This window comes from Ensifer sp. ENS10, from assembly GCF_014852025.1.
GTDB lineage: Bacteria > Pseudomonadota > Alphaproteobacteria > Rhizobiales > Rhizobiaceae > Ensifer.
Map to the genome: position 1 here is coordinate 85,755 of NZ_JACVAS010000006.1, position 20,397 is coordinate 106,151.

Consider the following 20,397-nt stretch of genomic DNA (forward strand, 5'->3'; position numbering starts at 1 on the left):
TGATGAAGAATAGCTAAAGCGCCGATCCGGGCAAGCCATTCACCGACGCGAAGGCTAATACTGATGAGGAAGGGTATACGGTTGTCCGCCCGCATCCCGCTCCACTTAAGCGAAGCGTCACGGCAAAGAACTCGCGATCAACAAAAAACCCCGCACGAAGGCGGGGCTTTCGGATTTGCATTACCCTTCCGGGTGTCCCTTTCAGGCCGGGATCACGATCTCGCCGAGCTTCGTCAGTTCGGCGACGAACTGCTCGAGACGGGTCTTCTTCTCGTCGCCGGCGCCTTCCAGCTCGGCACGAACCGCATCGATGCGGTTTTCAAGAACCGTACGGTCGAGTTCGTCGACGTGGACGGCGGACTCGGCCAAAAGCGTGCAGCCGGTCGGCAGGATGTCGGCAAAGCCGCCGAACACAGCAAAGCGCTCGGTCTTGCCGTCAGCCGTCTTCACCGTGACCACGCCGGGCTTGACCGTCGTCATCGTCGGAGCGTGATTGGCCATCACGGTCATCTCGCCCTCGGTCGCCGGAATGACGACTTCCGTCACCTTTTCGGAGAGGAGCAGGCGCTCGGGGGAAACAAGCTCAAAGTTGAAATCGGCCATGACCATTCACTTCTCGTGGGCGCGCCACCTAAAAGGCGGCTGTGCATGTCTTCCCTGCCTTCTGATAAGGCAGGATGAAAGCCTCGGCGCTTGGATCGCGCCGAGGCTTAACAGTGCAATCAAGCGGCTTCAGCAGCCAGCTTCTTGGCCTTTTCGACCGCTTCTTCGATCGAGCCGACCATGTAGAAGGCAGCTTCCGGCAGGTGGTCGTATTCGCCGTTGACCAGGCCCTTGAAGCCCTTGATCGTGTCTTCGAGAGCGACGAGCTTGCCCGGCGAACCCGTGAAGACTTCGGCGACGAAGAACGGCTGCGACAGGAAGCGTTCGATCTTACGAGCGCGGGCAACGGCGATCTTGTCTTCTTCAGACAGTTCGTCCATGCCGAGGATGGCGATGATGTCCTGGAGCGACTTGTAGCGCTGCAGGGTCGTCTGCACCTTACGCGACACTTCGTAGTGCTCCTCGCCGACGATCATCGGGTCCAGCATGCGCGACGTGGAGTCGAGCGGGTCAACGGCCGGGTAGATGCCCTTTTCGGCGATCGAGCGCGACAGAACCGTCGTTGCGTCCAGGTGGGCGAACGAGGTAGCCGGCGCCGGGTCGGTCAAGTCGTCGGCCGGAACGTAAATGGCCTGAACCGAGGTGATCGAACCCTTGGTCGTCGTGGTGATGCGTTCCTGCATCTGACCCATGTCGGTCGCCAGCGTCGGCTGGTAACCCACGGCCGAAGGAATACGGCCGAGCAGAGCCGACACTTCGGAACCTGCCTGGGTGAAGCGGAAGATGTTGTCGACGAAGAACAGAACGTCCTGGCCCTTGTCGCGGAAGTCTTCAGCGATCGTGAGGCCCGTCAGAGCGACGCGAGCGCGGGCGCCCGGCGGTTCGTTCATCTGGCCGTAAACGAGCGCAGCCTTGGAGCCTGCGCCGCCGCCATGCTTGTTAACGCCGGACTCGATCATTTCGTGGTAGAGGTCGTTGCCTTCGCGGGTGCGTTCACCCACGCCTGCAAACACCGAGTAACCACCGTGCGCCTTGGCGACGTTGTTGATCAGTTCCATGATGAGAACGGTCTTGCCGACGCCTGCACCACCGAAGAGGCCGATCTTGCCGCCCTTTGCGTAAGGCGCGAGAAGGTCGACGACCTTGATGCCGGTGACAAGGATCTGTGCTTCCGTCGACTGCTCGACGTAGGACGGCGCATCCTGGTGGATCGCGCGCTTGCCCGAGGTAACGAGCGGACCGGCTTCGTCGACCGGCTCGCCGATGACGTTCATGATGCGGCCGAGCGTTTCGTCGCCAACCGGAACCGTGATCGGCGCACCGGTGTCGGTGACCGGCTGGCCGCGCACGAGACCTTCGGTCGAGTCCATGGCGATCGTGCGGACGGAGTTTTCGCCGAGGTGCTGAGCGACTTCGAGAACGAGGCGGTTACCGTGGTTGTCGGTCTCCAGCGCGTTCAGGATCTGCGGAAGCTGGCCTTCTTCGAACACGACGTCAACGACGGCGCCGATGACCTGCGTTACGCGACCGACAGCGCCGGTTGCGGCAACTGCTGCGGTCTTGGCGGAAGCTGCCTTCCTCGGTGCAGCGGGCTTCTTCTCCACTGCGGTTTCTTTCGGGGTAGCTGCCTTAGCCATAATCCTTACCCTCTTTCCGTAACCTTAGAGCGCTTCCGCGCCCGAGATGATTTCAATGAGTTCCTTGGTGATCTGAGCCTGGCGCTGACGGTTATAGTTCAGCGTCAACTTGTTGATCATCTCACCAGCATTGCGCGTCGCATTGTCCATCGCGCTCATCTTCGCGCCCATTTCGCCGGCGACGTTCTCGAGCAGGGCCCGGAAGATCTGCACGGAAATGTTGCGCGGAATGAGGTCGCTCAGGATCGCGCCCGCGTCCGGCTCATATTCATAGACGGCCGAAGCATCCGATGCTTGCGCTGCGACCGGGCCGGCCGAAGCGGGGATCAGCTGCTGAGCCGTCGGAATCTGGGCGATAACGGACTTGAACTCGGAGTAGAACAGCGTGCAGACATCGAACTCGCCCTTTTCGAAGAGCGCGATGACCTTGTGGCCAATCTGGTCGGCGTTTTCGAAGCCGATCTTCTTGACTTCACGCAGGTCGACACGATCGATGATCAGCGACGCGAATTCGCGACGCAGAATATCGAAGCCCTTCTTGCCCACGCAGATGATCTTGACCGTCTTGCCGGCTGCGAGCAGCTTGCGAACGTGGTCGCGGGCATGACGGGCGATCTGCGAGTTGAAGCCGCCGCAAAGGCCGCGTTCAGCCGTGCAGACGACCAGAAGGTGCGTATCGTCCTTGCCGGTTCCGGTCATCAGGGCAGGCGCGCTGTCGTCCGCACCAACCGCCTGGGCGATGTTGGCGAGAACGGTAGCCATGCGCTGCGAGTAAGGCCGGGCGGCCTCGGCCGCCTCCTGCGCACGCCGAAGCTTCGCCGCGGCGACCATTTTCATCGCCTTGGTGATCTTCTGCGTCGCCTTGACGGAGGCGATCCGGTTCTTCAGATCCTTAAGTGAAGGCATCCGTTATCCGTCCTAAATGAAATCCGCTCAGGCGAAAGACTTGGCGAAGCTGTCGATTGCAGCCTTCAGCTTGCCCTTGACGTCGTCGGAGATCGCCTTGTCCTTGCGGATGGTTTCCAGGATGTCCTTGCCTTCCGAACGCATGTACGAAAGCAGGCCCTGCTCGAACTTGCCAACCTGGTTGACCGGCAGCTTGTCGAGGTAACCGTTGACACCTGCGAAGATGACAGCGACCTGCTCTTCCGTCTTCAGCGGCGAGAACTGCGGCTGCTTCAGGAGTTCGGTCAGGCGCGCACCGCGGTTCAGCAGGCGCTGCGTAGCGGCATCGAGGTCCGAGCCGAACTGCGCGAAGGCGGCCATTTCACGATACTGAGCGAGTTCGCCCTTGATCGAGCCGGCAACCTGCTTCATCGCCTTGATCTGCGCGGCGGAGCCGACGCGCGAAACCGACAGACCGACGTTAACGGCCGGACGGATGCCCTGGTAGAACAGGTCGGTTTCAAGGAAGATCTGGCCGTCGGTGATCGAGATCACGTTGGTCGGGATGAACGCCGAAACGTCGTTGCCCTGCGTTTCGATGACCGGCAGAGCCGTCAGCGAACCGGCGCCGTTGTCGTCCGAGAGCTTTGCAGCGCGCTCGAGCAGGCGGGAGTGCAGGTAGAAAACGTCGCCCGGGTAAGCTTCGCGGCCCGGCGGGCGGCGCAGCAGGAGCGACATCTGACGGTAGGAAACAGCCTGCTTCGACAGGTCGTCGTAGCCGATGAGGGCATGCTTGCCGTTGTCACGGAAGTATTCGCCCATCGCGCAACCGGCGAACGGTGCGAGGTACTGCATCGGAGCCGGGTCGGACGCGGTCGCAGCAACGATGATCGAGTACTGCAGAGCGCCACGCTCTTCCAGAACCTTCACGAACTGCGCAACCGTCGAACGCTTCTGGCCGATTGCGACGTAGACGCAATACAGCTTGTCACCTTCCGGACCATTGTCGTGAATGGCCTTCTGGTTGAGGATCGTGTCAAGGATGATCGCGGTCTTGCCGGTCTGGCGGTCGCCGATGACGAGCTCGCGCTGGCCACGACCAACCGGGATCAGAGCGTCGATGGCCTTGAGGCCGGTCGACATCGGCTCATGAACCGACTTGCGCGGAATGATACCCGGAGCCTTGACGTCAACGCGCGAGCGCTGCTTGGCGTTGATCGGGCCCTTGCCGTCGATCGGGTTGCCGAGCGCGTCGACGACGCGGCCGAGCAGTTCCGGACCAACAGGAACGTCCACGATGGCGCCGGTCCGCTTAACGGTGTCGCCTTCCTTGATGTCACGGTCGGAACCGAAAATAACGACACCGACGTTGTCGGCTTCGAGGTTCAGCGCCATGCCGCGAATTCCACCCGGGAATTCGACCATCTCGCCTGCCTGAACATTGTCGAGGCCGTAGACGCGGGCAATACCGTCACCGACGGAAAGCACCTGACCGACTTCGGAGACTTCTGCTTCCTGGCCGAAATTTTTGATCTGATCTTTGAGAATTGCGGAAATTTCCGCGGCGCGGATATCCATCAGCCGACCTCTTTCAGTGCAAGCTTAAGGGTAGAGAGTTTGGTGCGAAGGGAGGTGTCAATCTGGCGGGACCCGACCTTGACGATCAGACCTCCAAGAATAGACGGGTCGACGGTGACGTTGACCGTCACGTCTTTGCCGGTGACGCTTTTCAGCGTCGCCTTCAATTCATTTTCCTGCGCTGCAGAGAGCGCATGGGCCGACGTGACGTCGGCGGAGACTTCGCCACGATGGCGTGCGGCGATCAGGCGGAACGCCTTGATCATGCCCGGCAGCGCGAAGAGGCGGCGATTGCGGGCAACGACCTTGAGGAAGTTGCCGACGAGCCCGGAGATGCCAGCCTTCTCGGCAACTGCCGAAATGGCCTTGAACTGGTCGTCTGCAGAAAAGACCGGGCTTACGATCAGCCGCTTCAGATCATCGCTGCCGTCGATCAGGGCCTGGACGCGGGTCAGATCCGCGCCGACTGCCTCGACGGAACCGGCGCCGAGCGCGAGTTCAAAAAGCGAGGACGCGTATCTTTCTGCAACACCGGAAATAAGCTGGGATGTGTCTGCCACGGGCACAAGCTTCTCTCATTTTCATCCAAGAACCGAGCTGGCGGTGGGCCGTCAACTTAAATTCTTGAATTTGCTGCAATAATTTGCAGGATATCGAGGCCTGGCGACCCACTTCCCCCGCAATTCGCGGTTCGTCTAGCATAGGATGTTTGGACTCGCAACACGCGAACGGCAGGAATGCGGCATAAGTCGGCCACCTTGGCCGAATTTTGCCGTAAATTCGTTTCCTGCGTTGTGAATCGCGGAATGGCCCGCGGCACGATCAGATCATGCCGAAGACGTATGCGAGCGGAAGGATGGCGAGTGCCGCCTGAACGAAGAGCGCCAGCCAGTTGTAGACCGTGCCGCCGTTGTCGCTCATCATCGAGAGGATTCGGCCGAAGGCGGCAAGCGCGAACGCCGCTCCGACGGCAAGATAGACCATCGGCTGCGCCAGGAGGATCGCGGCAAGGCCGAGCCCCACATGCATGCCGCCCATGGTGGAGCGAGCCTCGGCATAGCCGCCGCGCCGCCCCTCGGCAATGCCGATGCCAGCCGCACGAAAGGTAAGCCGCGGCGCAAACAGCATGACGACGCCGATCAGCGCCGCAGCCACGGCCGCGCAGAAGGCGAGGAATTCGCCGGTTTCCGTCGGAATGTAGAATTCCATGCCCGTTCCTGCAGATGAGCCCTTGTCATGCCGTTTCGTCTTCGGCCGAAGCGGCGCGTCCTTGACCTCTAGCGCATGTCGCCCCGGTTGTGAATCGCCCGCGGCCTGTTCAACGCGACGATCACAGGAAACTTGAATTTACAGGAAGCTTTGGGGATCGATGTCGAGCTGGACGCTGATCGAGCCGCGCTCCTTGGGGCCGGCGGCGATCATCGCCTTGACGAAAGCCTGCATGTCGCTGTTGCGCCGGCCATGCACCAGCAGGCGGAAGCGATGCCGTCCACGGATCAGCGCCAGCGGCGCCTCCGCCGGGCCGAGAATGGTGATGCCGTCGGTCCGCGGCGCAGCCATGCGCAAGCCCCGCGCATGGCCCTCGGCATCCTGACGGGTATCGGCCGAAACGATCAGCGAGGCGAGCCGGCCGAAGGGCGGCAGCAAGGCCTTTTCGCGCTCGGCGATCTCGCGGTCGTAGAAGGCATCCGCATCGCCGGAGACGATGGCCCGCATCACCGGATGCTGCGGCTGGTAGGTCTGCAACAGGCCGAGACTCTTGAGGCCGGTTCGCCCGGCGCGGCCGGTCACCTGCGAAAGAAGCTGGAACGTCCGCTCGGCTGCCCGCGGATCGCCATTGGCCAAGCCGAGGTCGGCATCGACGATGCCGACCAGCGTCATCAGCGGAAAGTTATGCCCCTTGGCGACAAGCTGGGTGCCGATGACGATGTCCGCTTCGCCGCGCGCAATGGCGTCGAGTTCCAGCCGCAGCCGCTTGACGCCCATGAGGTCGGAGGACAGCACGATCGTGCGCGCCTCGGGGAAATGCCGCTCCACCTCCTCGGCAATGCGTTCGACCCCCGGGCCGCAGGCAACGAGGTGATCGAGCGTGCCGCATTCGGGGCAGGCCTCCGGCGTCTTCTCCGTATAGCCGCAATGGTGGCACTGGATCTGCCCGCGGAAGCGGTGTTCGACGAGCCAGCTTGAACAGTCCGGGCACTGGAAGCGATGGCCGCAGACGCGGCAGAGCGTCAGCGGCGCATAACCGCGGCGGTTGAGGAAAAGCAGCGCCTGTTCGCCGCGCTCAACGGCCTTGCCGATCTGGTTGATGAGAACCGGCGAAAGGAAGCCGCCGCGCGCCGGCGGATGCTGGCGCATATCGACCACGCCGAGCCGCGGCAGCGCCGCATCGCCGAAACGCGTCGGCAGGTGGATCGGCTTGTAACGGCCGACTTCGCCATTGACTCGGCTTTCGACCGATGGCGTCGCCGAGACGAGCACGACGGGAAAGCCGGTGATCCGACCGCGCACGACCGCCATGTCGCGCGCATTGTAGAAGACGCGGTCTTCCTGCTTGTAGGCCGGGTCGTGCTCTTCGTCGACGATGATGAGACCGAGCTCTTCGAACGGCAGGAACAGCGCGGACCGCGCGCCGGCAACGACACGCACCGTGCCGGTCGTCACCTGGCGCCAGACCTTTTCGCGCGTCCGCGGCGCAAGGTCCGAGTGCCACTCCGCCGGCTTCGCCCCGAAACGATCCTGGAAGCGCTCGAGGAAACTCGATGTCAGCGCGATCTCCGGCAAGAGTATCAGCACTTGCTTGCCTGCCCGAAGCGTCGCGGCAATCGCCTCGAAATAAACCTCGGTCTTGCCGGAGCCGGTGATGCCGTCGATCAGCGACACAGAGAAGCCGCCCTCCTCCACCGCCGCCAGGAGATCGGCTGCCGCATCCTTCTGGGGCCCTTCGAGCCGGGGCGCGACAAAATCGGGATCAGGCAAGGCAACCACCGGCGGCGGCGCCATGAATACGGTTTCTAAGACGCCTTGCTGCGTCAGCCCCTCGATCACGCTCGACGATGTGCCGGCCGCATGCGCAAGCCCGGAGCGCGTCCAGGAGAGGCCGTCGCTCGCGGTCGCGATGACGCGCTCACGAGCCGCCGTCATGCGCTCCGGTCGCATCTCCGTGAGGCGCAGCGCTTCCACCATCGGCTCGGGATCGAAGGCGGCCGGTGCCCGGAGCGCCATGCGCGCGACGAGCCCCGGCGGCGTCACGGTGTAGGCAGCAACCCAGTCGAGAAAAGTTCGCATGTCCCTCGTCAGCGGCGGGCAGTCAAAAACCTTCTCGATTGTCTTGAGTTTCTTCGGATCGACATTGCCGTCATCGTCTCCATCCCAGACCACGCCGACGACGAGCCGGGGGCCGAGCGGCACCTGCACGATCGAGCCCGGCTCGACCGCCATGCCGTCGGGAACCGCATAGGAATAGGCTTTCGGCGCCGGCATGGGCACCAGGACCGGCACGACGCGACGGGCAGAAATCGGCCCGAGCAAATCGCCGAATAAATCGGTTGAATCGCGAGTCATTTTGCCGTGACCTTGCCACGTGTTTCGGTTAAAGAAAACTGCGCTGCGAACCGCAGCCTTGCCGGCGCAGGGTTTGTCACGGTTCCACCAGAGTTTCAACGCGCGCGATCTCTGCCAACGGAATTCCTCCCCGGTAGAGATGCGCCCGAGCGGCAATCGTGCCCAAGGAGTGACTCCATGAAATTTTTCGTTGATACCGCCGACGTCAAGGAAATCCGCGAGCTGAACGATCTCGGCCTTCTCGATGGCGTCACCACCAACCCGTCGCTGATCCTGAAGTCGGGCCGCGACATCACGGAAGTCACCAAGGAAATCTGCTCGATCGTCGAAGGCCCGGTTTCGGCTGAAGTGACCGCCACCGAATACGCCGAGATGATGAAGGAAGCGGCCGTTCTTTCGAAGATCGCCGACAACATCTGCATCAAGCTGCCGCTGACGCTTGACGGTCTCAAGGCATGTAAGGCGCTGACCTCGGACGGCCACCAGACCAACGTGACGCTGTGCTTCTCGGCCAACCAGGCCCTGCTCGCCGCCAAGGCCGGCGCGACCTTCGTTTCGCCCTTCGTCGGCCGCCTCGACGACATCGCCTTCGATGGCATGGACCTGATCCGCGAGATCCGCCACATCTTCGACAACTACGGCTATGAGACCGAGATCCTTGCCGCCTCGATCCGCACCGTGAACCACGTCAAGGAAGCCGCCCTCATCGGCGCCGACGTCATCACCGCGCCGCCGGCAACGCTGAAGGCTCTGGTCAAGCACCCGCTGACCGACAAGGGCCTCGAGATGTTCCTGGCCGACTGGGCCAAGACCGGCCAGAAGATCGCCTGATTGCTTCAGGAATGAATGGAAAACCCCGCAGCGATGCGGGGTTTTTTGTTGCTACTCGTCGCCGTCCATCAGCCCCGTCAGCCGCATGCCCTCGATCCAGGTGGCGCTGTCCTTGCGGATCACCCGGCGCGGACGGATGCCGCAACGCTGGCGCACTTCCTCCGCCAACCGCTCAGAATGGGTGACGATCCAGATCTGGCTTTCGCGCGAAGCGCTGGCGACCATGTCGGCGAGCGCCGGCAGCATGTCCGGATGCAGGCTCGTCTCCGGCTCGTTGAGCGCAATGAACCGGGGCCGGCGATAGGAAAGCAGCGCTGCCGCCAGCGCCAGGAACCGCATCTGCCCATCCGACAGCTCGCGCGGCGAGAACGGCCGGTTGGGGAAATCCGGAAAGACCAGCGAAAACTCGGCAAACTGTCCCGGTTCGGGAACGTCGAGATAGGCGCCGCCGAAGGCGTCGGCGACCGCTCGATCGAGATCAACCGTATCCTCACGTGTGTGCCTGAGCGTCGCAAACACCGCAGCCATGTTGACACCCGTCTCGTCAAGCATCGGCGCCGTGACGGCGAGGCAAGGCAACCGCAACGGCGAATCGCGATCGGTGCGGAAGCCATGGAAGAACCGCCATTGGTCGACCGCGCGGCGAAAGGTGCCGACCTCCGGATAGTGACCGGCATCGCCGAGCAGCGAGATCGCCGTTTCCGAAGTCAGAGCCGTTTCCGGATAGTCCTCCATCCGCCCGCGCTCGCCGCGCACGAAGATGCCGGGGCCAGACCGCTTCATCATCGTCACCGGCCGGCGGCCGGTTTCGACCGTCAACTCCTCTTCCTTGACCTGAGGCTCATAGGCAAAGCCGGCGGCAGCCGTGGGCGGGCGCAGTCCCGCCTCGATGCGGTAGCGGAAGGTGATCGCCCGTTCCTCGTCCAAAAGCTCCGTTTCGAGCCGGATGCGCGCCGGCTTGTCGGCGCGGCGGCGGCCACTCCAGAGCGCCGACGACATGCCGCCCTCCTCCGCGATCTCGCGCGCCAGAGTGCCGCGCGTCGCCGACTGCACGAGTTGAAGCGCACGATAGAGATTGGACTTGCCGACGCCGTTCTCGCCGATGAACAGGTTGACGCCGGTCAGATCCATGCGGATCGACTTCAACGAACGGTAGTTTTCGGCAAACATGGATTGAAGCTGCATGCCCAAGACCTAGCCGATCCGCCGCACGGCGTGAAGCCCGGCAGGCATGGCGCGGCTGATCGCTAGAGCGCGACCTCTGCTTGCAACCGGGGCTGGAACGCCACGTCCGCGTCCATGGCCAGATCGAACACCGTGTGCCGCTCGAGCGCCTTCGTCACCTCGCCAGGCTCGCCTTCCAGCGCCTCCGGCGGGATCAGGTTGCCGATGCGGAAATCGAAGAAGTCGCCCTTCTTGTTGAGCAGCTCGTGGAACACGGTCATGTCGCGCAGTTCCGTCGACCATTTGGCGAACCAGTAGAACAGGCCGGAATTGCGGGCGCTCATGTGCACCGGCAGGATCGGCAGGCCGTATTTGCGCGCAAAGCCCACCGCAGACGTCTTCCACGGCCGCTCGTTGAGGCAGCCGTCCGCCCAATAGGCGATGCGCCCGGAAGGGAAGAGCACCGTCGCCTTGCCCTCGCCGATCGCCCGGTTGGTCACCTGCAGCGTCTCGCGGGCCTTCAGCTTGCTCTTGTGCTCCTCGCGCCATTCGACCGGGATGACCATCTCGACAAAGCGTGGATTGACGCGGATGGCGTCGCGGTTGGCGAAGAACATCATGTCCGGCCGCCGTGTCTTGAGCAGGTCGAAAACAGCGATACCGTCGGCTATGCCGGTCGGGTGGTTGCTGACGAGCAGGAAGCCGCCCTTGGCCGGAATGCGCTCGGCCCGGTCGACCCGCACCTCCAGCGAGAGAAGCGAACTCAGATGTTCGAAGGCCTGGAAGCCGGGCATGTTGGCGACCGCATCGGCGAACTCGTGCGCCTTGCGGTAGTTCAGCAACGCGTAGAGAAAAGGTCGCATCAACGGCCACATCGGGCTCTTGACGATGCGCTGCCCGCGCTCGGCAATCAGGGTGTCAACGATGTGACCAGGTTTTCCCTGTGAGACCAGGGCGAGTACTTCAGCAAAATGCGCGAATCCGTTCACCGAATCCCGTCCCACCATAGTCCGATCCGATTCTTTCCGGCTGACCATCGCAATTCTATATGATCGAAGAATGACAGATTCCAAGGGCGCATTAGCAAAAACATAAGATGCGTCAGGGCATTGTCGCCGATGGACCAACTTGGGAAGCGACAATGAACGAGCTCCTCGTCATCGGCCATCCGGAACTCCTTGCCGAACGCCAACGTTGGCTCAATGGGCTCATGCGGGAGCGGCGCCTCTCCGACAACACCGTCGAGGCCTATGAGCGCGACACCCGTCAATTCCTGACATTCCTGACCGGCCATCTGGCCGGGCCGCCGCGCCTTTCCGACATCCGGACGCTGCGGCCGGCGGATCTGCGCGGCTTCCTCGCCCAGCGCCGCAAGGGTGGCGCCGGTGCACGCACGCTCGGCCGTGGCCTCGCCGGCTTGCGCTCCTTCCTGCGCTTTCTCGAACGCAATGGCCTTGCGAACGCAGCAGGTGCCGCCGCCGTGCGCTCGCCGAAGCAGCCGAAATCGCTTCCGAAGCCGCTGACCGACCGAGAGGCGCTGAACGTCGTGACCTCGGAGGCGCAGCTTGCCGAGGAGCCCTGGATCGCCGCGCGCAATGCCGCGGTGCTGACCCTGCTCTATGGCTGCGGCCTGCGCATTTCCGAAGCGCTCGGGCTGACATCGGGCGATTTCGCCGGCACGCCCTCGTCGCTGCGCATCATCGGCAAAGGCGGCAAGACGCGGCTCGTGCCGCTGATACAGGCCGCACGTGAAGCCGTCGCAGCCTATATCAAACTCTGCCCCTATCAGCCGCCTGCTGATGAACCGTTGTTTCGGGGTGCCCGTGGCGCCAAGCTGCAGCCGGCAATCATCCAGCGGGAAATGCAAAAGCTGCGCGGCGCCCTCGGCCTGCCGGACACGGCAACGCCGCATGCGCTGCGACACTCCTTCGCCACCCATCTGCTGGCCGGCGGCGGCGATCTCAGGACCATCCAGGAACTGCTCGGCCACGCCAGCCTGTCGACCACGCAGGTCTATACCGGTGTCGATTCCGCGCGGCTTCTGGAAATCTACGATCGCGCCCATCCGCGCGCCTGATTTTCGGCGAAACGATGGATTAACCATGCCCTTTAAGGAAGCCGTGACCGGCCCGGCCCTAGGGTTCAGCAACGACCGTCCGACCGTCGGGGAACAACGATGACCGCCTTTGCGAGACCTGATCGAAATCTGCCCCGCGACCTGCTTGCGTTGGTCGCCGACGGTACACTTTGGCTCATTGCCCTCTTGCATGTCGTTCTTGCCGCCAGCCTCGTCGTTGCACTCTTCTTCGTCGCGGAAGCCGATGCACAGGAAGCCGAATGCGGCGGTTCGAATGTGCTTACCGCCCTTGCCCAGTCGGATCCGACCAAATTCGCCGCACTTGAAGCGGAAGCCGCCGCCGTGCCGAACGGCAAAGGCATCTTCTGGAAGATCGAGAAGGAAGGCATCGCGGCCTCCTGGCTGCTCGGCACCATGCACGTGACCGATCCGCGCGTACTGGCATTGCCTGCCGAGGCGCCGGCCGCTTTCGAAGCAGCCTCAACCGTCATCGTCGAATCGGACGAGATCGTCGACGAGAAGAAATCGGCCGCCGCGATCCTGATGCGGCCCGACCTCACCATGTTCCCGGATAACAAGACGATCGCCGATTTCCTGAAGCCCGGCGATCGCGAACAGCTCGAAGCGGGCCTCAAAGCCCGCGGCATTCCGCTGACGCTCGTTGCGCGCATGAAACCCTGGATGATCGCGAGCTTCGTCGCATTGCCCGCCTGCGAGATCAGCCGCAAGGCGACCGGCGCCTCCTTCCTCGACAAGAAGATTGCCGAGGATGCGGTCAGCCAGGGCAAGACGCTCAAGGGCCTGGAGACGCTGATCGAACAGCTCGCAGCGATGGATTCGCTTCCGACCGAACTGCACCTGCGCGCGCTCATCGAGACGCTGGCGCTCGGCAAGACGATCGACGACGTCTTCGCGACAATGACCGACCTCTACCTTTCCGGCGACACCGGCATGATCATGCCGATGATGAGATCCGTTTCCGACAAGGGCACAGCGGAGGATTTCGGCTATGCCGATTTCGAGCAGCGCATCATCGTCGACCGCAACAAGACGATGGCGACACGTGCCGAACCGATCCTGAAGGACGGCGGCGCTTTCATGGCCGTCGGAGCGCTGCACCTTCCGGGCAAGGAAGGCCTGGTCGAACTGCTCCGCGCCCAGGGCTTCACGGTCACGCGCGCCAACTGACTGGCGGGCGTTCAAGCCGGAGACTGATCAGCCAATCTGACCGCCCGGACCCGCCACCCGGGCCAGAAGCGTCGGCACGATCACCTTGTGAAACGGCGTGACCGCCGCGAGGTAAACCCGCCCGAGCGCATTGTGCCGCCGGACGAGCGTGGTGACGCCGACGATCTGGTTGACCGCGGATCCCGCCCTGACATCGACGACGATGCGAAAATCGAGATGCTTGTCGTCAAAACCGAGCACCACTTCGTCATCGCTTTTCGACAGCACCGGAAACGCCCCGACCAGCCCGAAGCGACCCGGTTTCGGCGCCGCCGATTTCAGGCCAATGAGCGAGACCACGCGGTTGCGCAGGCGCAGCAGTTCGCGAATCCATCGCGGCGAACGGCCAAGCGAACGTTCGGCCGCTTCCGCGGCGGTCACGCCCTTGCCGTCGAGGGCGAGCTCGAAACGGTCGGCCCAATCGGCGTGCGGTAGATGCCGGTTCGGCAACGAGGTGGCCACGGCTCTCGGTTTCATGTTTCCTCCTGACGCCACGGCGTCGTTTGTCCTTTGAAACATGATTGCGCCCTCCGTCGTGCCTGGACAGGAGACCGCTTGTCGCAGCCCTCGGTCCAATCGTCACACCCAGTCTGCCGCCGGGGCCGTCCTACGCCGATGCGGTGGGGCCTTCCCTTCGCGCCGACAAGCTGCATAACTCAAGCTGAACGTTGCAAATTCTGGAGATGGACAATGGAAACCAGCCACGACACACGCGAACTCGAAATGGTCGTGCTGATGACGCCGGACATGGCCAATTTCAGCGGCAAGGTCCATGGCGGCGCGCTGCTCAATCTCCTGGATCGCGTGGCTTTCTCATGCGCCTCGCGCTATTCGCAGCAATATGCGGTGACGCTTTCGGTCGACCAGGTGACCTTCCGCCAGCCGATCCATGTCGGCGAGCTCGTCACCTTCCGTGCCGCGGTCAACAATGCCGGCCGAACCTCGATGGAAATCGGCATCCGCGTCGAGGCCGAGAACATCAGGAGTGGCGAGCGGCGACACACCAACTCCTGTTACTTCACGATGGTCGCGGTCGACGCCGACGGCGCGCCGACGCCCGTACCTCCGCTGAACACTGACACCGCTGACCGCAAGCGCCGGCAGCGCGCGGCCGAAGCACGACGCAGCCTCAGGCGGGAGTTCGAGGAGCGCTTCCACGCGCTCCGATCTGCTTCTGAAGAGTGAGAGATAATCGCCATCCGCCACGAAATATCCGGGGGGATGTCAGCGAACGCTGACGCGGCACTGGCGAAAGCACCGCAACAACAGCCGGCATGTTGAAAGCGCGCGGCTGGAACAAGGGGGCCGCTTGCTGCAGCCCCCTCGCTGGATCATTACATGTGAATCGGCTTGAAGAAGGTCGAAAGAGCCGCTTCCTTGACCGCTTCCGACATGGTCGGATGCGCATGGCAGGTGCGGCCGAGGTCTTCCGACGAACCGCCGAATTCCATCAGCACGGCGATTTCGTGGATCATCTCGCCGGCGCCGAAGCCGACGATGTGGCCGCCGAGAACCCGGTCGGTTTCCTTGTCGGCGAGAATCTTCACGAAGCCGTCGGTGGCAAGCATGGCGCGCGCGCGGCCATTGGCTGTGAAGGGGAACTTGCCGATCTTGTAGGCGACGCCTGCAGCCTTCAGCTCTTCCTCGGTCTTGCCGACGGAGGCGACTTCCGGCTGGGTGTAGACGACGCTCGGGATGACGTCATAGTTCACGTGGCCGGCCTGTCCGGCGAGGATCTCGGCAACGGCGACGCCTTCGTCTTCCGCCTTGTGGGCGAGCATCGGGCCGCGCACGACGTCACCGATCGCGTAGATGCCGGTAACGCTCGTCTGGTAGTGATGGTCGATCTCGACACGACCGCGCTGGTCCATGACGACGCCGGCCTTATCGAGGCCAAGACCATCGGTGTAAGGCTTGCGGCCGGTGGCAATCAGCACCACGTCGGCATCGAGCGTCACGGCGTCGCCGCCCTTGACCGGCTCGAAGGTCACCTTGGCGCCCTTGCCGTCCTTGACGACGCCGGTCACCTTGGCGCCCAGCTTGAAGTCCATGCCCTGCTTCGCGAGCATGCGCTGGAACTGCTTGGCAACTTCGCCGTCCATGCCGCCGAGGATGGTATCGAGATATTCGACAACCGTAACCTTGGCGCCGAGGCGCGCCCAGACCGAGCCGAGCTCGAGGCCGATGACGCCGCCGCCGACGACGATCATGTTGGCCGGGACCTTTTCGAGCGCGATGCCGCCGGTCGAGGAGATGATCACCTTCTCGTCGATATCGACCTGAACGCCCGGAATGCCGGCGACGTCGGAGCCGGTGGCGATCACGATGTTCTTGGTTTCGAGGATCTGCTCCTCGCCCTTGTCGTTGGTGACCGAAACCTTGCCCTGACCGAGAACCTTGCCGGTGCCCTGGATGCCGTCGATCTTGTTCTTCTTGAACAGGAACGAGACGCCCTCGACGTTGGACTTAACGGTCGCGTCCTTGTGGGCCAACATCTTTTCGAGGTTCAGCTTCGGTGCTGCGACTTCGACGCCAAGCGCGTCGACGCCATGGGCGACCTGATGGAACACCTCCGAAGCATGCAGTAGCGCCTTCGACGGGATGCAGCCGATGTTGAGGCAGGTGCCGCCATAGGTGGCGCGCTTCTCGACGACGGCCACCTTCAGGCCGAGCTGAGCCGCCTTGATGGCGCAGACATAGCCGCCGGGGCCGCTGCCGATAACGATGAGATCATAAGCCATTAGAATATCCTTCCTTCAGGGCGGTTACCGCCCGCCGCTGACATTGAGAATTGCCCCCGTCACATAAGTCGCCTTGTCTGACAGGAGGTAGAGAACCGCGTCAGCGACTTCCTCGGCGGTGCCGGGTCGCTGAACGGGAATGGTGGGAGCAAGATCGCGCGCCCGGTCCGGCAGGCCGCCGGAGGCATGGATCTCGGTATCGATGACGCCGGGACGGATCGCATTGACGCGAATGCCCTCGGTCGCAACCTCGCGCGCAAGGCCGATGGTGAAGGTGTCGATCGCACCCTTCGAGGCGGCGTAGTCGACATATTGCGCCGGCGAGCCGAGCACGGCTGCGGCCGAGGAGATGTTGACGATGGCGCCACCCTTGCCGCCGTAGCGCGTCGACATGCGCCGAACCGCTTCCGCCGCGCAGCGAATGGAGCCGGTGACGTTAATGCGGAACATCCGCTCCAGCCGCTCGACCGACATCTCGTCGATCCGCGCGGTCGGCCCAACGATGCCGGCATTGTTGACGAGGCCATCCAGCCGGCCGAAGGCCGCATCGACGGCAGCGAACATCGCCTGGATATCCGCCTCCGAGCCGACATCGCCCTGAACCGCAATCGCCGAGCCGCCGGCCGCTTCGATCGCGCCGACAACCGCATCTGCCGCATCACGGTTCGTCGCGTAGTTGACTGCGACACGCCAGCCGGCTTTCGCCGCGGCGACACAAACCGCCGCGCCGATACCGCGGCTACCGCCTGTCACGAGAAGAACGGGGCCTGCGCTCATGCGGCGCATCCCTTGAGGGTGAAAGAATCCCAGCTGTCGGCCTCGGCCTTGCCCTTGCCCCAGGCGCTCGATGCTCTGAGGGAAGGCCCGAAATCGGGAAGCAGCAACTGCTCGGCCGCCTGTTCGGCTTCACCAGGGATCTCGCTGATCGCACCGGCCTTGTCGAGCGCATAGACGACGCCCTGCCATACCGTGCAGGCGCGCAGTTCCTCGCCGGTCGCGTCACCCTCCGGGCAATTGTGCATGATCAGCCCCGTGGCGCGTTCCGGCTCTCCCGCCGGCATCACGACGCCGTCGAGCAGAAGCCCGGGTTTGAGCACCGCCACCTTGAAGTGGTTGCTGGTCGCCGCACTTGCCGAGCCGACCGGCTCGAAGCGCAGCTCATAGCCGCCGTCACGATCGGCGTAGATCGCGTGCGACTGCTTGCAATCGGCAGCGGCAGCCGGCGCTGCAAGCGCGGTGCAGAACAGCATCAAGATGAAGCGACCGGAGATCATGATCAGGCTGCCTTCTCCGTCGCGAGCCTGAGACCAAGCGCAATGAAGACCACGCCGCTGGCGCGGTCGATCCACTTGCTGGCGCGGGTGAAGGCGGCGCGCATCCGCGGCGTCGTCATGAACAGGCTGACGCCGACGAACCAGAGGATCAGGCAGGTGGCCATGACCAGCCCATAGCCGAACTTGACGAGGATCGGCGTGTGGGCGCTGACGACGGTCGAGAAGATCGACAGGAAGAAGAATACCGGCTTCGGATTGAGCGCATTGGCGGCAAAGCCGAGGCCGAAAGCCTTGGCGGTCGACTGGCCCTTGGCCGGCTCATTGCCTTCCGCGCGCTCGACCTTGATCTCCGTCTGGCCGGCACGGAGCGCCTTGATGCCGATATAGATCAGGTAAGCGACGCCGCACCATTTGACGATGTTGAAGAGGTAGATCGACTGCGAAATGATCAGCCCCAGACCGAGGATCGTGTAAGTCACATGGAACATCAGCGAGGTGCCGATGCCGAAGGACGTGATGATGGCCGGGCGCCGGCCATGCACGATCGACTGGCGCATGACCATGGCCAGATCGGCGCCGGGAGAGACGATCGCAAAGGCGAAGATCGCCATCAGCGATGCGAGTTCTAGGAGATATTGGCTCATGGTTGTGCGACCGGTGCGTTGAAGGCCCAGACGTGGCCGAAGGGATCCTGGATGCGCGCGTAACGTGCGTGCCAGAAGGTATCCTGCGGCTCCAGAACTGTCGATGCCCCGGCGGCGATCGCCCGGTCATAGGCTGCATCGACGTCGGCGGCATCAGGCAGATTGATGTTGATGGCGACGCTCGCACCACCGACCGTCTTCGGCGAAAGAACGTTCGAGCCGAATTCGGGAAATTCGTCGTGCAGCATGATCTCGCCGCCGAAGAGCGCGAGATTGGAATGCATCACGCGCTTGCGATCCTCCGCCAGCTGGCAAAAGGTGTGTTGGGCACCAAAGGCCTTCTCGTAAAAGGCGATCGCCGCGATGCCGTCCTTGACGCAGAGATGCACCTGGATCGGCGGAACGTTTGGTTCGGATGCCATGCGAGTTCCTCCGTTCAGATCAGAATACCCGCAATCATCAGCAGGAGCCCGACCGCCGAAACGGTCCAGACGGCGGAGCGAACCAATCCGAGGCCGCCAATATAAATCGGCAGGTAGGCGGCTCTTGCCCAGAACCAGATCCCCACGCCCCATTGGGTGAGCGGTCCGCTCCGTCCGGAGAATTCTATCACGACCGCAAGGGCGATGAAGACCGGATAGGTCTCGTGAAAATTGCGCAGCGCCCGTCCCGCCCGCCCGGTAAAGACATTGGGCTCCGGCACGACGTCGCGATTGGTATCAGCTTCGATGACGCCGTGCTGCAGGCGATAGGCGCCCGCCTGCGCCATCATATAGGCGAAGGCGAGAACGGCACTCCAGAGCAGGTAGGTCAGTTCGAACGACATCGATGCGATCCGGAGAAGCGCGGCGCAGAAAGAAGCGGGGGCTGCAATCGCCCCCGCCCAACTCTTAGAGATCGAGAACCAGACGCTCCGGATCCTCGAGGCTTTCCTTGACGCGGACGAGGAAGGTCACGGCTTCCTTGCCGTCGACGATGCGGTGATCGTACGAGAGCGCGAGGTACATCATCGGGCGGATGACGACCTGGCCGCCGATGGCGACCGGACGGTCCTGGATCTTGTGCATGCCGAGAATGCCCGACTGCGGCGCGTTGAGGATCGGCGAGGACATCAGCGAACCGTAGACGCCGCCGTTGGAGATGGTGAAGGTACCGCCCTGCATGTCGGCCATCGACAGCGCGCCATCACGCGCAGCCTTGCCGAGACGGCCGATGTCCTTCTCGATCTCGGCGATCGACATCTGGTCGGCATCGCGCACGATCGGAACGACAAGGCCCTTGTCGGTGCCGACGGCGACGCCGATGTGGCAGTAGTTCTTGTAGATGATGTCGGTGCCGTCGATCTCGGCGTTAACAGCCGGGATTTCCTTCAGCGCGTGGGTCACGGCCTTGGTGAAAAAGCCCATGAAGCCGAGCTTCACGCCATGCTTCTTCTCGAAGATGTCCTTGTACTTGTTGCGCAGCGACATGACGGCGCTCATGTCCACCTCGTTGTAGGTGGTGAGCATGGCGGCGGTGTTCTGCGCATCCTTGAGGCGCTTGGCGATCGTCTGGCGCAGGCGGGTCATCTTGACGCGCTCTTCGCGCACGACATCTTCTGCCGTCGACGGCGCACGGGCCTGGACCTTTGCGGGCTCTGCGACAGCAGGGGTCGAGATGCCCTTGGCGACGGCTGCAAGCACGTCACCCTTCAGCACCTGGCCACGCTTGCCGGAGCCATCGAGCTGATCGGCCGACAGGTTGTTTTCGGCGAGCAGCTTCGCGGCAGCCGGTGCCGGCGGCATCGACGAGGCAGCGGGTGCTGCAGCGGCAGCCGGGGCAGCCGGAGCGGCAGCGGCCGGCTCGGCCTTCTTTTCGGCAGCAGCCGCCGGAGCGGCAGCAGCAGCGCCGGCAGCGATCTGGCCGAGCAGCGCGCCGAGACCGACGGTCTCGCCGGCCTGCGCAACGATTTCGGAAAGCGTGCCAGCGGCTGGCGCCGGCACTTCGATCGTCACCTTGTCGGTTTCGAGTTCGAGCAGGGGCTCATCGGCCTTGATGGCATCGCCGACCTTCTTGAACCAGGTGCCGACGGTCGCTTCGCTGACGGATTCGCCGAGGGTGGGAACGCGGATTTCTGTTGCCATGATTTTTGTTCCGTTGATCAGATATCTGTTTCTATTGGCTCAGAGCGTG

At 63.2% G+C, this 20,397-nt stretch carries 21 protein-coding genes; 4 read left to right on the forward strand and 17 right to left on the reverse strand.

The window, feature by feature from the left end; translation table 11 throughout:
• Window positions 1–201: 201 nt before the first annotated feature.
• The 7 genes from IB265_RS20890 to IB265_RS20920 form a co-directional block, all read right to left on the reverse strand.
• Window positions 202–603, reverse strand: a complete 402-nt coding sequence (locus IB265_RS20890; protein WP_057255102.1) for a F0F1 ATP synthase subunit epsilon — start codon at window positions 601–603, stop codon at window positions 202–204.
• A 119-nt stretch (window positions 604–722) separates the two neighbouring features.
• Window positions 723–2,240 carry a F0F1 ATP synthase subunit beta gene (gene atpD, locus IB265_RS20895; RefSeq protein WP_093233134.1) on the reverse strand — a complete coding sequence of 506 codons (1,518 nt, stop codon included), beginning with the start codon at window positions 2,238–2,240 and terminating at the stop codon, window positions 723–725.
• Between the two features lie 24 nt (window positions 2,241–2,264).
• The gene (locus IB265_RS20900; RefSeq protein WP_057255021.1) at window positions 2,265–3,146 is read right to left on the reverse strand and encodes a F0F1 ATP synthase subunit gamma; all 882 of its coding nucleotides are present in this window, start codon (window positions 3,144–3,146) and stop codon (window positions 2,265–2,267) included.
• Window positions 3,147–3,173: 27 nt separating this feature from the next.
• Window positions 3,174–4,703: a F0F1 ATP synthase subunit alpha gene (gene atpA, locus IB265_RS20905; RefSeq protein WP_057255020.1), complete on the reverse strand. Its 1,530-nt coding sequence runs from the start codon at window positions 4,701–4,703 to the stop codon at window positions 3,174–3,176.
• Window positions 4,703–5,263, reverse strand: coding sequence for a F0F1 ATP synthase subunit delta (locus IB265_RS20910; protein WP_057255019.1), 561 nt, complete (start codon window positions 5,261–5,263; stop codon window positions 4,703–4,705). Before IB265_RS20910 ends, atpA begins: the two co-directional genes overlap by 1 nt.
• Window positions 5,264–5,525: 262 nt before the next feature.
• Window positions 5,526–5,912, reverse strand: a complete 387-nt coding sequence (locus tag IB265_RS20915; RefSeq protein ID WP_057255018.1) for a hypothetical protein — start codon at window positions 5,910–5,912, stop codon at window positions 5,526–5,528.
• Window positions 5,913–6,050: 138 nt separating this feature from the next.
• Window positions 6,051–8,267 (reverse strand): primosomal protein N', encoded by a 2,217-nt coding sequence (locus tag IB265_RS20920; RefSeq protein ID WP_057255017.1) that lies wholly within the window; start codon window positions 8,265–8,267, stop codon window positions 6,051–6,053.
• A gap of 177 nt (window positions 8,268–8,444) precedes the next feature.
• On the opposite strand from IB265_RS20920, the gene fsa reads away from it, so the two are divergent.
• Window positions 8,445–9,098, forward strand: a complete 654-nt coding sequence (gene fsa, locus IB265_RS20925) for a fructose-6-phosphate aldolase (protein ID WP_057255016.1) — start codon at window positions 8,445–8,447, stop codon at window positions 9,096–9,098.
• 51 nt (window positions 9,099–9,149) lie between these two features.
• Here the strand turns inward: fsa and IB265_RS20930 are convergent, their stop codons facing one another.
• A complete protein-coding gene (locus tag IB265_RS20930; RefSeq protein ID WP_057255015.1) occupies window positions 9,150–10,283 on the reverse strand; it encodes an AAA family ATPase in 1,134 nt (377 codons plus the stop codon).
• A gap of 62 nt (window positions 10,284–10,345) precedes the next feature.
• Window positions 10,346–11,269, reverse strand: a complete 924-nt coding sequence (locus IB265_RS20935; RefSeq protein WP_057255014.1) for a GNAT family N-acetyltransferase — start codon at window positions 11,267–11,269, stop codon at window positions 10,346–10,348.
• Between the two features lie 134 nt (window positions 11,270–11,403).
• Between IB265_RS20935 and IB265_RS20940 the strand changes: the two genes are divergently transcribed.
• Together IB265_RS20940 and IB265_RS20945 are read left to right on the forward strand one after the other, a co-directional pair.
• Complete coding sequence (locus IB265_RS20940; RefSeq protein WP_057255013.1) at window positions 11,404–12,339, forward strand: tyrosine recombinase XerC; 936 nt, start codon at window positions 11,404–11,406, stop codon at window positions 12,337–12,339.
• Window positions 12,340–12,438: 99 nt separating this feature from the next.
• Entirely contained in the window at window positions 12,439–13,527 is a 1,089-nt protein-coding gene (locus tag IB265_RS20945; protein WP_057255012.1) for a TraB/GumN family protein, read from the forward strand.
• A 27-nt stretch (window positions 13,528–13,554) separates the two neighbouring features.
• On the opposite strand, the gene IB265_RS20950 is transcribed toward IB265_RS20945, so the two are convergent.
• Window positions 13,555–14,043: a DUF2867 domain-containing protein gene (locus IB265_RS20950; protein WP_057255011.1), complete on the reverse strand. Its 489-nt coding sequence runs from the start codon at window positions 14,041–14,043 to the stop codon at window positions 13,555–13,557.
• A 213-nt stretch (window positions 14,044–14,256) separates the two neighbouring features.
• On the opposite strand from IB265_RS20950, the gene IB265_RS20955 reads away from it, so the two are divergent.
• Window positions 14,257–14,751 carry an acyl-CoA thioesterase gene (locus tag IB265_RS20955; protein ID WP_057255010.1) on the forward strand — a complete coding sequence of 165 codons (495 nt, stop codon included), beginning with the start codon at window positions 14,257–14,259 and terminating at the stop codon, window positions 14,749–14,751.
• 149 nt (window positions 14,752–14,900) lie between these two features.
• Here IB265_RS20955 and lpdA read toward each other — a convergent pair whose 3' ends face one another.
• The 7 genes from lpdA to odhB form a co-directional block, all read right to left on the reverse strand.
• A complete protein-coding gene (gene lpdA / locus IB265_RS20960; protein WP_057255009.1) occupies window positions 14,901–16,307 on the reverse strand; it encodes a dihydrolipoyl dehydrogenase in 1,407 nt (468 codons plus the stop codon).
• A gap of 24 nt (window positions 16,308–16,331) precedes the next feature.
• On the reverse strand, window positions 16,332–17,084 hold the full coding sequence (locus IB265_RS20965; protein WP_057255101.1) for an SDR family oxidoreductase: 753 nt from the start codon (window positions 17,082–17,084) through the stop codon (window positions 16,332–16,334).
• Window positions 17,081–17,581 (reverse strand): hypothetical protein, encoded by a 501-nt coding sequence (locus tag IB265_RS20970; protein WP_057255100.1) that lies wholly within the window; start codon window positions 17,579–17,581, stop codon window positions 17,081–17,083. Before IB265_RS20970 ends, IB265_RS20965 begins: the two co-directional genes overlap by 4 nt.
• A 2-nt stretch (window positions 17,582–17,583) precedes the next feature.
• Window positions 17,584–18,225, reverse strand: coding sequence for a LysE family translocator (locus IB265_RS20975; RefSeq protein WP_057255008.1), 642 nt, complete (start codon window positions 18,223–18,225; stop codon window positions 17,584–17,586).
• Window positions 18,222–18,647, reverse strand: coding sequence for a VOC family protein (locus tag IB265_RS20980; protein WP_057255007.1), 426 nt, complete (start codon window positions 18,645–18,647; stop codon window positions 18,222–18,224). The genes IB265_RS20975 and IB265_RS20980 overlap by 4 nt, the downstream gene beginning before the upstream one ends.
• 14 nt (window positions 18,648–18,661) lie before the next feature.
• Window positions 18,662–19,051 (reverse strand): MAPEG family protein, encoded by a 390-nt coding sequence (locus IB265_RS20985; RefSeq protein WP_057255006.1) that lies wholly within the window; start codon window positions 19,049–19,051, stop codon window positions 18,662–18,664.
• Between the two features lie 64 nt (window positions 19,052–19,115).
• Complete coding sequence (gene odhB / locus IB265_RS20990) at window positions 19,116–20,348, reverse strand: 2-oxoglutarate dehydrogenase complex dihydrolipoyllysine-residue succinyltransferase (protein ID WP_057255005.1); 1,233 nt, start codon at window positions 20,346–20,348, stop codon at window positions 19,116–19,118.
• Window positions 20,349–20,397 lie beyond the last annotated feature (49 nt).